The organism is Pseudoalteromonas sp. SANK 73390 (assembly GCF_054966645.1).
The window spans coordinates 15,816-30,345 of sequence record NZ_ARPN01000121.1; the positions used below are offsets into that span (position 1 = coordinate 15,816).

Below are 14,530 nucleotides of genomic sequence, written 5' to 3' on the forward strand. Positions count from 1 at the left end.
CTCATGAGAGAACTATTGAGAAATAATGAGTTTAAGCTCCATTGGGTTGGCATGTTACTGACCCAAATTGGTGCATACTTTACCTTAATTGCTCTACCTTGGCTGACGCTTGAGGTCACTGAAAATGACCCGATTATTTTGGCACTTGTGATGGCATGCTTTGGTATACCTCACAGTATTTTTATTCTTATTGGGGGAGTATTCAGTGATAAATTGACACCTTTGACTGTGATACGAGCTGGCAGATTAGGTTTTGCATTCAGTACATTGGTCTTTTCTTTCTCACTTGTACTGTGGTCACCAAATATATTGATGCTCATTATATTTGCCATAACAGCAGGAAGCTTTTCAGCACTGTGCTTTCCAGCTAATCAATCTATTATTCCTCACATAGTGCCAAACTCAAGTATTTTGACAGCCAATGTGCTGACTATGGGGGGAAACTTTATTATTCAATCGTTTGCTCCCGTGCTTGTTGGCCTATGCCTGCTATGGGCTAAATCTTTTATTTCATTAGAAATACTAGGCGAAGTTAAACATCAACACCTAGCATTTGCATTTTTTGTTGATGCAATATTCGTGTTACTCGCATCCGCTTGCGCAATGCTAATGAGTACTCAAAAGGTGTCTACAAATAACAGTAGCAAACTATTAAGTAAGCTTCATCAATCAATTATGGATAGTTTTAAATACACATTTCAGCATCCTAATTTATGCTTAATTGTGAGCTATCTCATGCTAATTTCAATTTTGATATATGGGCCATTAGTCATTTTCATTCCCTATTTAGCAAAAGTGCACCTTAGTACCAATGAAGCGGGGCTAAGCTATTTATTCGCAAGCCAAGGCGTTGGTACTTTTATTGGTGCAATGCTGGTAACCATACTCAAACCTAAAATGCACCATCTAGGTATGTATATATTAGGACTAGATTTACTCGCAGCAGTCGCTTTTATTTGCTTAGGCTTTCAGAGTACTCAGATAACCATATGCATATTATTAATGGTACTGGGCTGTACGACTGGCTTTGCAATCGTAGCTGGCACAACTTGGTATCAACTGCATGTACCAGCGCATAAATTATCAAGTGCCATAGGCATCGTACTTTTCTCTGTCCACGGATTAGTACCTATTTCTTCAATGACACTGGGAGCATTACTCGATGTCGTTGATATCAGAACAGCAACGTCAATACTGGGTGGGCTAGCTGTAACCGCTTGCATAATTGGCTTTTGCTTAAAATCCGTACGTAATATGGGCCACGTCAATAATCCAGATAATTCTAATACACAATCATATAAAAGGACTTCTAATGGCAAAGTTTGTTAATCACTTCTTTCCTTCTGGCTCATTATCACCAATCGATTTACTTCGTGATACTGGAGTGGTATTTAAAAGTTCGCCTCAATTACTGGGAACACCAAGGTTTGCTTACGTTGAGATTTATGAAAATACGACGCAACCGCCCAGCAACGTTACTCTGACTGAGTTTGAGCACAAAATAACCATCGGCTATAATGCATTTTTAGATTCGAGTAATAATGCAGCATTTCCTAACGATTTAGTAAAAATGACCATTGTAAAACGTCCCAACTTTAAAACTGGGAAGATTACAATTGGAGATAATGTTTGTTTACAGGGCACAGCCATTGTTTGCTACGAGTCGGTAACGATTGGTGATAACGTCCTGTTCGGACCAAATGTAGTGATCATGGACTGTGATGGCCACGCGCTAACTGGCAGAAACAATCATGACGAAGTAAACCGACTAGTAACAAAACCGGTTAATATCGGCAACAATGTTTGGGTTGGTTATGGTGCAATTATCAACAAAGGCGTTTCGATTGGTGATAATGCGGTAATCGGTGCCGGTAGCGTTGTACATAAAGATATACCTAGCAATACAGTGTACGCAGGTAACCCTGTAAGATTTATAAAGTATATTGATATGTAATCAATTGGGCTTTTAGTCATTAATTCTAAATAATGAGTAAAATCCCAAAAACCAGCACTCTCTCATTAAGTAAAAACCCTTATGATATAGAAGTGTTTTAAATCGGTAAATTTGATAATATTAAATTATCACCTTTTTATTTATCCAGTTAAAATTTAAGCTGTTATATCAATTTTATTAATTAAGTGATCTATCCTGAGGTAATGAAACCTTGCGAGAGTAAGATTTAGCCTCTAAAAGTAATTAAGTATTATTTCAGAACGGTATTATTTAGACATAAAATCATAGAGAGCAGTATGAATGAGTTAAAAACACACAAAAATATCACCATTGATAAGTTAAAAGTGCCTGGAACCGATAAACACATTTACATTATTGATAACTTTTTACATGATTTGGATAGTATTTTAAATTTTGCTTATAACATTGCTTATTTTAACCCTATGTTTTCTGATAACTCCTTTTACCCTGGCATTAGAGATCACATGCCACAACCTTACCTAAGGATCCTGAAAACTTTTTTCTTAGAGCATATACTTCCCGATTTAGGTTCGCAGTATAATGAAGTAAAGCTTCACCGAAGTTTACTTTCACTTGTAACATGTAAACCAGAGCAGTTAATTACTCAACAAAAAATGCCTCATATTGATACTTTTGATCAACAGCATTACGCATTTGTACATTATCTATCTCAGCAAGATTTTGGTGGTACGAGCCTTTATAAATACAAGCCAGATAATATCATCGAATTTCACGAAGAACATTCACCTATTCTAGAAAAGATGGTTAACGACATTAAAAATACACCAGAAGAGCATTCTGGTTATATCAATAATAGTACAAGTATTTTTGAAAGAGTACTCAAAGTTGATGCTAAGCCTAACCGCTTAGTTATTTATCAAGGAAACCTGTTACACAGTGCCAATATTTTATTAGATGATAACGGCTACAATAAAGATCCAAAATGTGGAAGGCTTGCAATTTCATCCTTTGCAACTCTTATTAAGGGCTAATTTAAGGTTGCAGTTAATATCTTATACCGTTTAAAGTACTTATAAAGCTGTATAGATGAGAAACATATTATATAATATTATTTCTCATCTATACATTAGATATTTTGAAGGCCAAACTTTTTTATCTTCTCTAATAAATCCCTATGTTTTGGCAGCTTACTTTTAAGGAACTCATCTATTTTTTCCTTTCTTTCAAAATATTCAGCCATGTCACTATCAGTGCCCTTTTTTTCCCCAATTACATCTGTGCTATAACCCATACCGTAGAGCACAAATAAAAAGTTTTCTAAATAGAAAACCTCAAACTGGCTAAAAAAATCGTCTTTAACAGGTACAAAATCTTTCCAAAGGGTAAGCCTATCTTTTAGCGTTTGAGGAATAGTATGACTTTCTTTATTTTCAATCCAAAATGAGGAGTCTGTTCGATCAGAGATACAATAATGTAGCTTGATAAAATCTACAACTCTTTGCCATGCATATTGCATTGAATGATTAAAACGCTGCTCTAAATATTCAGTTTGTGATCTATTATGTGGGAAACGTTGGGTCAAAAATTTTGCACAAAAGTCTGTAAGTAGAATAGATGTAGCTTCTAATGGCTCCAAAAAGCCTTGTGCTAAACCTAAAGCTACACAGTTTTTATGCCAAAACTTTTCTCTAAAACCTACCTTCATTGAAATCTTTCTATAGCTAAGATCTTGGCATTTCTCGCCCAAATACTTATCAAATTTTAATTTCGCTTTTTCATCTGTGATATGTTTGCTGGAATAAACAAAGCCCACGCCTCTGCGCGAAGATAAAGCAATATCCCAAATCCACCCTGCTTGATGTGCCGTTGCAATAGTGTAAGGAGGAATATTGTCTTCAGGCTGCGTAGGAACCTGTACAACAAGTGCGCTATCTACGAGTAGTGAATCAGCAACACTGATAAAAGGAATATTAAGCGTTTTGCTAAGCAAGATTGAATCAAAACCAGAACAATCAATATAAAAATCGAATGCGAGTTCTCCATGTACATCTGTGATCAAATTAGATATAAATCCATTATTGTCACACTTTACAGCTTCTACATTCGCTAAAATATGCTCTACTTGGTATTTTTCTTTTGCATTTCTGGCAAGTAGCTGAGCAAATTTTCCAGCGTTTAAGTGATATGCATATGCTAAGTCAGCTTGATATTCAGGTGTAGTAATATCTTTTGGCGCAAGTCCATGTTCACAAATTAGATGTTGAGATGACAAATTGTGCGCATAATGTTTATCCGTATTCGTCTGATTTAGCCAATGCTCAGTTAAAACCTTAGCATGACTTGAGTTGGGGACATCAAACAAATGATGATAAAAATTTCCATCTCCATAAGTATTTTTATCCATCCAATTTACAAACTTAATTGACTGCTTAAATGTCGCATCACACTCTCGAATAAAATCGGTTTCACTAATTCCAAAGTTTAAGAGTGTTTGACGAATATCCGGTACAGTGCCTTCACCAACACCTATTGGAGGAATATCGGGTGATTCGATGAGTGTTACTGATACCCCGTCTCTTTTTAATAACTCTTTACCTAAGTGGTTTGCAGCTAACCATCCCGCCGTTCCACCTCCCACAATGACAACTTTTTTAATATCCATAAAACACCTAATGGCTATATGTAGAAACTATAAATGAACACTCAACTTATAATAATAAAAAAGCCCAGCAAATGCTGGGCTTTTCTAGTTACATTTCCAATTAGAAACGAACTGCTACGCCCACTTTGTAACGCGCTTCACCTTCAAAACTCCAAACTGGGAAGTCATTTAACAAGTCAGGGTTAGGTAACGTTGTTGACTCATGGTTGTTACCAAGCTGAACGCTATCTTCTTCTGTTAGATTTATACCTTCAAATGTAACATCTAAATAATCAGTCACTGAGTAAGTTGCACTGAAGTCTAACTGACCGTATGCCTTATGCTTACGGTTACCATACCAACCTGGTGCTTCACGAATAATAAACTCTGAACGCCAGTTGTAAGCTAAACGAGCAGAAAAGTTATCTTGCTCATAGAAACCAACTAAGTTGTACGTATTCTTTGATGAATCAGAGAATACACCCACTCTGTCTGGGTAATTTTCAGCTGGAGCTTCTGTGTCAGCATATGTGTAGTTAAATGAGTAACCAAATCCATTATCGAATGCATCTTGTACTTGGAACTCAATACCTTCAATTGAGCCACCACTACCATTTGTTGATTTACTGACAGTCCAGCAGTCATATACACCAGCACCACAAGGCGGTTCGCCCGCATCTGGGTTGTTTTGGTAAACAGGAATATCAATACCAATTTGCTGGTTAGTTTGTTGCTGCGTAGAAATAAATGAACTTACATCTTTAGTGTAATAAGTTAGGCTTAATAGACCATCAGCGCTAAAGTACCACTCAACACCAATATCTGCTTGAAATGCTTTAAATGGATTTAGACCAACATTACCAGATTGTAATACTTCATTAAGTGGACGGTTATCTGTGTAACCCGCTAAGCTTCGTGTTGCAAATAGGTCAGCATAGTTTGGACGAGAGATAACTTGTGCCGCTGAAGTACGTAAAATTACATCTTCAGTTACATCAATAGCCATATTGAAGCTTGGTAAAAACTCACTGTAATCAGCTTTATCGGTTGTTAACGTTGTCGCGTACTCACCAGTTGCACTTAGGTCATAGTAATCAGACTCAATATCTGTTGATATATAACGTAAGCCAACATTACCGCGAATACTATCATCACTAAACTCAGCCATTACATAAATTGCTGTATTCTCTTCCTCGACAGTTCCATACCCTTGAGGTCGTTGAGTATACCCTTCTGTCATAGCTAGAGAATCTGCAATCATGAGCTCCATATTTGGCTCAGGTAATACAAAACCACCACCAGCAGATACTGTTCCAGGGTAGTATTCAGAAGCGCTTCTCATTGGACGAAGGTCTGCATTTACGTTTGCGCCATTCTGGTCTTGCGTTACTTTATGATCAGCATAGCGGAAGCCAGTTTTAATACCGGTGATCACACCTAAATCTAACGGAATTTCAAAATCTAGGTTGAGGTATGTTTCTTCATCATTATCAGGGTTAAACTCTGGCGCCCAAGTTTGCGGCCCAATGCTTGCTGGAAGGATGCTTGCGTTATAACTCTTATTCGCAATATTGTAATTAACAACATCGCCAGTCATATCAATTGTGCCATTGAAATCTGCAGGATTAGTCGAGTACTCTCCAAAGTTTGCTGTCGTTACAGCACTTTCCGCCTCGGTTTTACCAATGCGGCCTTTGAAAATAAAGCTATCAGCTTCATATTGCCAATCGAAATCAATGGTATCTGATTCCATGCTTGCTTTACGTGCCCAAGTTTGGAAAAAAGCAGGGCCATTGCCATTGCCAGCATTTGTTACGTTTGCATATACACAGTTACCAGAAAGGTTTTGCTTTTCACAAGACCCTTCGCCAGGGAAAATAATAATTTGCGTATTTGCGTTATTAGCACCTAATTCAAGGCTTGTTAAATTCAAACCTAATAGCAGTGATTCACTAGGTTGATACTGGAATGCAGCATAAAGTGCTGTTCTTTCACGATCTTGTTGGAAAGTTGTTGGTGCCATCGCACCACTCCAACCACCTGAAGACTCGATGCCATTACGCTGATAGTCAATTTCAGATTTTGCACCTGAGATTAAAACACCAAAGCTTTCGTCTTCATTTTTCCAGCTATACAATCCAGAAACTTCAGGGTCGGTTTTCTCGGAAACTGAGCCGTAGTCTCCTTTAAGGCTACCAAATATTGTGTTTGCATCAAGGTCAAAAGGCTTACGCGTTTTAACAATTACAGTACCACCGATGCCACCTTCAACAATGTTCGCCTGTGAAGATTTGTATACTTCTAATCCACCAACTAACTCAGAAGGTAATAAAGAGTAGTTAAAGCTTCTATCAACCGCCTGTTGATCAAACCAACTTGTTGAGGCAATAGAATGGCCATCTAATAATGTGCGCGTTAATTGTGCTGATGCACCACGAATTGAAACTTGTTGGCCTTGACCGAATTGACGAGAAACACTCACACCTGAAATACGTGCTAATGATTCACCTACATCTCCGTCTGGAAACTTACCAACATCTTCAGCAGTCACAACGTCTACAACTGAATTCGCAAAGCGTTTGCCGTTGATGTTCTCTTTGTTTGAAGCGCGAATACCACGCACTTCAATTACTTCAACATCTTCTTTTACTTGATTTTCGTCCGCAGCATAAGCAATGCCAGATACGCTCGCACTAAGTACAAGACCGACATTAACTGCTAGTAAGCTTTTCTTAAAATTATTAGCTAACACAGGATTCCCCTTGAATCATTTTGTTGGAATTTTATATCACTTCTGCCCAGTGATGATGACAACGCTGTCATCTAATAACAAACCATACACCGTAAATTACAAATTCGCTACATGTTTTTTGCTGAATTAATCAAATATTCTTCAACAATAAAAACAAAGCATTGATTTTATTGGCTTTAAAATTTACGTTGTTATGGTTTGTTACAAAACCAAGGGAAATATAGCATAAATACTTACTTTTTGGGGACGGAAATTTGCTTGTTAGAACAAAATAGAACCGATGTTATGACTTATATATCAATATTGTTCTATTTGCGAATAGATTCAGAAACTTTGGCAGAAGTGTTCAAGGGTGATAATACGCAAAATGACAACGCTGTCATTATAAATTTTCATGTGGCCTTTGTCCATTAGAATCACCTATTACCATACAAAAATAACCATAATCTCCAAAACAGCATAGCTCACCACTGCTCTAGGTAAGCGAGTTTTCCCAAACAAGCCTGCTTTTAAAAGTAATACTGGCTGACAAAGTGTTTTCTATTTCAAAACCCTTACCGAAACCTGAGTTTAGATGTGTATTGTGGAAAAGATTTGTGATGAGGGTGCTATCAATCAGATTAAATATGTGAGGAAGTAGCTATAAAGAGCATTATGTTATTGAGGAGGTAGCAGCACCTTACCTATCACGACAAGCAAAGTGCTATATATTTTACAAATGTACTATGGACACCAAAATACCATAAGGTCTATATCTGAATGATTAATAACCGCGCGCAATGGGATATCAAACTCAGAGCCTGGCTGCTTTGCCAACTCATACATTGCACGCTTTTCTTCACCACTAATAAGAAGCACAACTTGCTTAGCATTCGCAACACCATTTAAAGTAAGTGTCATACGCTCAGTAATACTGCCTGTCACTTCACTTTGTTTTGCATTAATAGCACATACAATATCAGTTGTAGTTAAAGCTTTCTCTAAACCATCAGCATGTGGGAACAAAGACGCCGTATGTCCATCTGGACCCATGCCTAAAATGGTCACATCTGCCTTACCTAATGACTGATATTGTACCTCACATTCAGTTTGTCCTGCCTGCGCTGTTGTAGCAGAGTTTTTCATAGTGACAAAGTGCGCTTTTGAGGCATGATTTTGTAAAAGTGTCTCGTTAATAAATGCTTCGTTGGATTTTTCATGACTTGCATCCACCCAACGTTCATCAACCATAGCAACCGACACTTTATTCCAATCAAGCGATAACCCCGATAAATGACGATATGCAGGTGCGGGAGACGAACCACCAGATACCATTAATACGGCTTTGCCTTTTTGTTCAATACCAGCCACTAAACTTGACTCAAGTAGTGCTGATAGCGCAGATGTTAATTCTTCTTTAGAATCAAAAAATCGCTCAGTTAGATGTGCCATTATGCTTTTTCTCCTACATTAAACCAAGCATGTTTGTTTTCTTGTAATAATTCATCCGCATCTTCTGGCCCCCAAGAGCCTGCTCTATAAAGTGCTGGCGTGCCTTTTTCTTGCCAACGTTCAACAATTGGGTCAATCCACTTCCATGCTTGACGCACTTCATCACGGTGTATAAACAGCGCGGGGTTATTTGCGGCAGCATCTAACATTAAACGCTTGTAGGCATCGGAGTGAAAACTCGAACCATATTGTTCACTCAACTCGATATTAAGCGTAACAGGCTGCAATTGCATATCTAAGTTGTCCATGCGCTTTGACATCAATGTAAGCTGTATTGTTTCTTCTGGTTGCAAACGAATAACCAAACGATTTGGCTGAATTGGGCCCACAGATTCATCGTAAACGTTATGAGATACAGGTTTATACTCTACTACAATCTCTGCACAGCGTTGTTTCATACGCTTACCCGTTCTCAAATAAAACGGTACACCTGCCCAACGCCAATTATCAATATGCGCTCGAATAGCCACAAAGGTTTCAGTAATACTTGAACCTTCCGCTAGCTCTTCAAGATATCCAGGTACTATCTTAGAATTTAATTCTCCTGGTACATATTGACCGCGTACCGTGTTTTCATCAACCTGCTCTGCAATAAGCGGGCGAAGCGCTTCTAGTACTTTAAGCTTCTCTGTGCGAATACTGTTGGCGTTTAGCTTATGAGGAGACTCCATGGCAACCAAACACAATAACTGCAGTAAATGGTTTTGCACCATGTCTCGGAGTGCACCAGCTTTATCATAAAAGCCTGCTCGAGATTCTAAACCGACCGTTTCTGAAATGCTGATTTGAATATTATCTATGGATTTTGCATCCCATAAGTTTTCAAATAGCGCATTTGAAAATCTCAATGCCATTAAATTTTGTACGGTTTCTTTACCTAGGTAATGGTCTATACGAAAGATTTGTTCTTCTAAAAAATACTGTGCTATTTTTCCATTAATTTCTTCTGCAGACGCACCACAGTAGCCAATTGGTTTTTCAACAACAACTCGTGATGTATCTGTTATCAACTGCTTAGTCGATAAGATTTCACAGCAGGTGCCATAAACCGCAGGGGGAAGTGACAAATAAAATACTCGAGATTTGTCAGGTACATCTTGCGCTAATATTGTGCGTAACTCATCCCAGTGTTCATCAGGTTCTGTGACATTGACAACCACGGGAACTAGAAATTTAGCAAAGGCTTTCCAATCTTGACTGTTAAACTCCCCTTCACCTAAAAAAGACTTCAATGCTTGCTCTGCTGTTTCGATATATTCTTGTTGTTTACTTTGTTCACGAACAGTTGGCAAAATACGAGAGCCTTCAGGAAGGTTACCTTCTTGATATGCGCGATACATTGCAGGCAACAACTTGCGCAATGCCAAATCTCCGCCGCCACCAAAAATTATAATATCAAAAGGATTAAGCATAAATTACTCTCTACAAGGTTAAGCGCAGCAAAGCCGTTCTTGTGCACTGACTGCGCATTTATTATTAATGTCTGGCAATACCATATCTTAGCTTACCAGAGCGCCGCATATTAGCGGTATTGAATTCGATTGTAACAGTTCAGCCAAGGTTAGGTGGCAATTCAAACCTAAAAATCATCTTTGAAGAGTGACCATTGGAAGAAATACATTAGCCAGAAAATGAGCCTTAGGGGCACTGTAATTCCTCTCACAAAAATACAGGCCCTAAGAACTCCAGCGCTACCCGTTCAAAGGTATTTTTTTCACATCAAGTGAACTGGTTGCCTCTACTAAAAGGCTAATTTCTTTCAATTATCGATTGTTTTTATAGTAACTAATTAAACCAGCAGTTGAGCTATCATGAGGGTAATTTACATCGTCTTGGGTTAACTCAGCCTCTATCGCAGATGCTAACCCTTTCCCAAGTTCTACACCCCATTGGTCAAATGAGCAAATCTGCAATAAAATGCCCTGACAAAAAATCTTATGCTCATACATTGCGATTAAACGACCGACAGCTTTAGCATCCACGGTATCTAACAAGATAGAAGTCGTTGGCCGATTACCTTGATGAATTTTATGTGCAATTACTGCGTCAATTTGCGAGCGTGTTTTACCTTTCGCTATTAAATCTTCACGTATTTGCAGCTCATCAACACCACTCATCATCGCTTCTGTTTGTGCAAAAAAGTTCGATAATAAAATATCGTGGTGCTTATCCATAACAACTTGCGGCTTAACCGATGCAATAAAATCCGCTGGCACAATGTTATTGCCTTGGTGCAAATACTGATAAAATGCATGTTGGCCGTTGATACCCGTCATGCCCCAAATTAGCGGTACTGTTGCATAAGGCACAGGTTCACCAGTGAATGTAACGTGCTTACCATTACTTTCCATCTCACCTTGCTGTAAGTAAGCAGGCAGCATATGTAATGCCTGATCATACGGTAAAATAGCTTGTGCTGTGTGGCCTAAAAAGCTGGTATTCCAAACACTTAACAATGCCATAATTAGCGGAATGTTATTTTCAAATGATGCGGCTTTAAAGTGCTCATCTACTTCAAATGCGCCCTCTAGCACCTCAACAAACTTATCAAAGCCCAAATACAAGGCAATAGGTAGGCCAATTGCACTCCATAACGAGAACCGACCTCCGACCCAATCCCACATGGTAAATACATTGTCATCAGCAATACCAAATTCACGGGTTTTTTCTAAATTAGTACTCACAGCTACAAAATGCTTAGCAATCGCATCTTGCGGTGCATACTCTAAAAACCACTTAACGGCTGAGCGCGCATTTGTCATTGTCTCTGAGGTTGTAAACGTTTTTGATGAGACAACAAACAATGTTGTTTCAGCCTGCAAACCATCAAGCACAGTTGCTAATTGCACCCCATCAACATTAGATACGTAATGCACATTAAGTGTGTTATCTGCGTAATTTGAGAGCGCTTCGCTAACCATTTGAGGACCTAGATTTGATCCACCCACACCGATTGCCACAACATTTTTAACAGGCTTACCAGTATGTCCTACCCACTCGCCACTACGCACTTTTTGCGTAAATGATTTTAACTTATCAAGTTCTCTATTCACCAGTGACATAACGTCGTTATCGTCAACAAAAATCGGTGAATTACTTCTATTTCTTAACGCTACATGTAGGACTGCTCTATTTTCAGTGAAGTTAATTTTTTCACCGCTGAACATTTTATCACGCCACGCTGCTATATCAGCTTGTTCTGCAAGCGCAATGAGTTGAGAAAAGCATTCTTCATCAATAAGTTGTTTTGAGTAATCGAATAAAACACCAGGAATTTGACAAGAGAACTTTGCAAAGCGTGAGGTATCCTTAGCAAACAAAGTTTTTAATTGTTGTTGTTTTAGTTTTGTTGCAGATTGCTCTAATGCCTGCCAGCTACTCAAATCACTACGGCAACTCATACTCATCCCCTAACATAATTTATGGCTCGCCACACAGCTTATACACTGTTTAAACAAGCAAAAGACTATTGACAACGTCTACCATATGCCACAATGACAACGCTGTCAATTTTCTTATTTTCAATTTTACGATGTGAATAATAACGCAATTTATTCCTTTTGACACCGGTATCATTCATTTATTTATGATATTTAGGCTGCTATTTTTAATTTAGATTAGATAGACTAAGCTATTCACATGATCATTTAATGAATTTTGAGCAATTTTTAAAGCTCTCTCACATAAAAGAATAAAAACATGAAAGTCACCATAAACGATGTCGCTAAGTTAGCCGGTGTATCAATGAAAACCGTCTCGCGGGTGATCAACAAAGAGCCTTCAGTTCGCAAAAAAACATATGACTTGGTAATGAGTGCTGTAAATGAGTTGAATTATCAGCCGAATATCGCAGCGCGAAACCTCGCAGGTACCTCTTCATTTGCTATTGGTTTAGTCTATGACAACCCAAATGCGTACTACGTGATAGATATGCAAAATGGTGTGCTCTCACGATGTAAAGAAGAAGGATATGAACTGGTCATTCACCCTTGTAGTTATCATGACGATAATATGCAAAAAGAGTTCAAGACGATGATTAAGCGATCACGTTTAGCTGGGCTAGTTCTAACACCTCCTTTATCAGAGCAGCAGAGTATTATCGATATGCTTGACGAATTAGGTGTTCATTATGTTCGCTTGCTGTCAGGGCGGGACACTGATATAAATGAACGCAACAATTGTATTCTAGTAAATGACTATGCTGCTGCTTATGAGATCACTGAACATTTGATTTCTTTAGGCCACAAGCGCATCGCTTTTGTACTGGGTGACAAAGAACACAAATCAACCTCAGAACGCCTAGCTGGTTATCATAAAGCATTAAAAGCACATAATATTGAGCGATCAGATTCATTGATTTACGAAGGGAGTTATTCGTTTGAGTCCGGCGTGAACGGAGCAAAAGAGTTACTCAAAAATGGCAACCCTAATAATATTACAGCAATCTTAGGCGGTAACGATGAAGTTGCCGCAGGGGCATTGTTTGCAGCTAGATTAATGAACATAGATATTCCTGCGGAACTGTCTATTACAGGATTTGAAGACTCCCCCTTCTCTCGTCAAACTTGGCCTAAGCTGACAACTGCCCATCAGGCTAATGATGTTATTTCTGAACACGCAGCAAGGTTACTATTTAGTAAAGCTCGAGGTTCAAGACAACAAGATAAAGATGTTAAAACTACTTTTACGCCAAGCTTAGTGGTACGTGAAAGTACCGATTATGCAAAGTAACAGAAAAGGCACTAAATAGCTGTCTCTTGATCACAAGTCTGACTTAAGAGACTTTGCTAAATCGTAGCCTTCAAGGATGGCTTGTAATTTAAGCCATCCTTGCCATAACACTTTGACAGATGCTCGTCCTGTGTGCTTGGTATCTTTCCAGCCTCCTAACTTAGCCAGTTCTCGATATGCCCACGACATATTTGGCGCGGTTGCTGGCAATGGTGCCTTTATTCTTTTTAACCATAATAGCTTCCATGCTTTGGGAGATAACAGCTGTTCACAATTCGTGTGGCGATAAAGCCATTAATCGTCACCAACCTTTCCATATTTTCTTGGCTTTGAAGGCGTAAACTTTCTATATCCGTGCCGTCACTTTTCCAAACTTTATGGTACTCCTCAACGAGCCAACGGTGCTCATAGTATGTGATGATGGCTAAGGCATCTTCTTTGCTAGTTACCGGTTCACTGGTTAATAAGTGCCAGTTTAAGTCGTTTTCAGGGTTTCCTCGCTCTGCACAGCCAACATAGTAAACTGGCAGGGATTGCCCTTTCTTATTGTAAGGAACTTTGAGCGTCACTGGTGCATAAGTGATATCCAGTGTTGCGCTACGGGCCTTCCTACCTCCTCTTTGAGCTGTTTTGTTCCAGCACTTTTTAACTCGCTTGCAAACGCATAGAGCTTATCCTCACCTTCTTCAATATGGCGGCTTTGCATAGAGCGTACGACGACCCTTTGTTGCTCGGTCAGTTTGTATTGCAAGTATTCATAGATGTCCGCTTCTCGGTCACATACTGAAATGACGTTCGACATCTGTGTTTCAAGTCGCTCAGCCATCGCTCGTGACGCGGACTCCCATTTATAAGCTTCTTTTTCTTCGTAAGTCGTCGCGTGTTTTTCCCTTTTTCCAATTGTCGTAATATCACGACTCCAGCGAGATTGTTCAATTAGTTCTACAACTTGCTTTGCATCTGGTGCAAACAGCAATAC

General features: G+C 38.8%; 9 protein-coding genes and 1 pseudogene. 4 read left to right on the top strand and 6 right to left on the bottom strand.

Annotated features, from left to right (window positions below; all coding sequences use genetic code 11):
- Positions 1–3: 3 nt before the first annotated feature.
- The 3 genes from SANK73390_RS17170 to SANK73390_RS17180 all read left to right on the top strand — a co-directional run bounded on the left by SANK73390_RS17170 (position 4) and on the right by SANK73390_RS17180 (position 2,967).
- On the top strand, positions 4–1,329 hold the full coding sequence (locus tag SANK73390_RS17170) for an MFS transporter (protein ID WP_462767640.1): 1,326 nt from the start codon (positions 4–6) through the stop codon (positions 1,327–1,329).
- Positions 1,313–1,954, top strand: a complete 642-nt coding sequence (locus SANK73390_RS17175; RefSeq protein WP_462767642.1) for an acyltransferase — start codon at positions 1,313–1,315, stop codon at positions 1,952–1,954. The genes SANK73390_RS17170 and SANK73390_RS17175 overlap by 17 nt, the downstream gene beginning before the upstream one ends.
- Before the next feature lie 296 nt (positions 1,955–2,250).
- Positions 2,251–2,967 carry a DUF6445 family protein gene (locus SANK73390_RS17180; RefSeq protein ID WP_462767644.1) on the top strand — a complete coding sequence of 239 codons (717 nt, stop codon included), beginning with the start codon at positions 2,251–2,253 and terminating at the stop codon, positions 2,965–2,967.
- A 95-nt stretch (positions 2,968–3,062) separates the two neighbouring features.
- On the opposite strand, the gene SANK73390_RS17185 is transcribed toward SANK73390_RS17180, so the two are convergent.
- From SANK73390_RS17185 to pgi, 5 genes are all read right to left on the bottom strand, one after another.
- Positions 3,063–4,598 carry a tryptophan halogenase family protein gene (locus SANK73390_RS17185; RefSeq protein ID WP_462767646.1) on the bottom strand — a complete coding sequence of 512 codons (1,536 nt, stop codon included), beginning with the start codon at positions 4,596–4,598 and terminating at the stop codon, positions 3,063–3,065.
- A 100-nt stretch (positions 4,599–4,698) separates the two neighbouring features.
- Complete coding sequence (locus SANK73390_RS17190) at positions 4,699–7,329, bottom strand: TonB-dependent receptor (RefSeq protein ID WP_462767648.1); 2,631 nt, start codon at positions 7,327–7,329, stop codon at positions 4,699–4,701.
- 723 nt (positions 7,330–8,052) lie between these two features.
- Positions 8,053–8,760 (bottom strand): 6-phosphogluconolactonase, encoded by a 708-nt coding sequence (gene pgl / locus SANK73390_RS17195; RefSeq protein WP_261592273.1) that lies wholly within the window; start codon positions 8,758–8,760, stop codon positions 8,053–8,055.
- On the bottom strand, positions 8,760–10,232 hold the full coding sequence (gene zwf / locus SANK73390_RS17200; RefSeq protein WP_462767650.1) for a glucose-6-phosphate dehydrogenase: 1,473 nt from the start codon (positions 10,230–10,232) through the stop codon (positions 8,760–8,762). The genes pgl and zwf overlap by 1 nt, the downstream gene beginning before the upstream one ends.
- Before the next feature lie 351 nt (positions 10,233–10,583).
- Positions 10,584–12,221, bottom strand: coding sequence for a glucose-6-phosphate isomerase (gene pgi, locus SANK73390_RS17205; RefSeq protein WP_462767652.1), 1,638 nt, complete (start codon positions 12,219–12,221; stop codon positions 10,584–10,586).
- Positions 12,222–12,519: 298 nt separating this feature from the next.
- On the opposite strand from pgi, the gene SANK73390_RS17210 reads away from it, so the two are divergent.
- Entirely contained in the window at positions 12,520–13,551 is a 1,032-nt protein-coding gene (locus tag SANK73390_RS17210) for a LacI family DNA-binding transcriptional regulator (RefSeq protein ID WP_462767654.1), read from the top strand.
- Between the two features lie 30 nt (positions 13,552–13,581).
- On the opposite strand, the pseudogene SANK73390_RS17215 reads toward SANK73390_RS17210, so the two are convergent.
- Positions 13,582–14,530 (bottom strand): annotated as a pseudogene (locus tag SANK73390_RS17215) (IS4 family transposase); the annotation flags it as partial.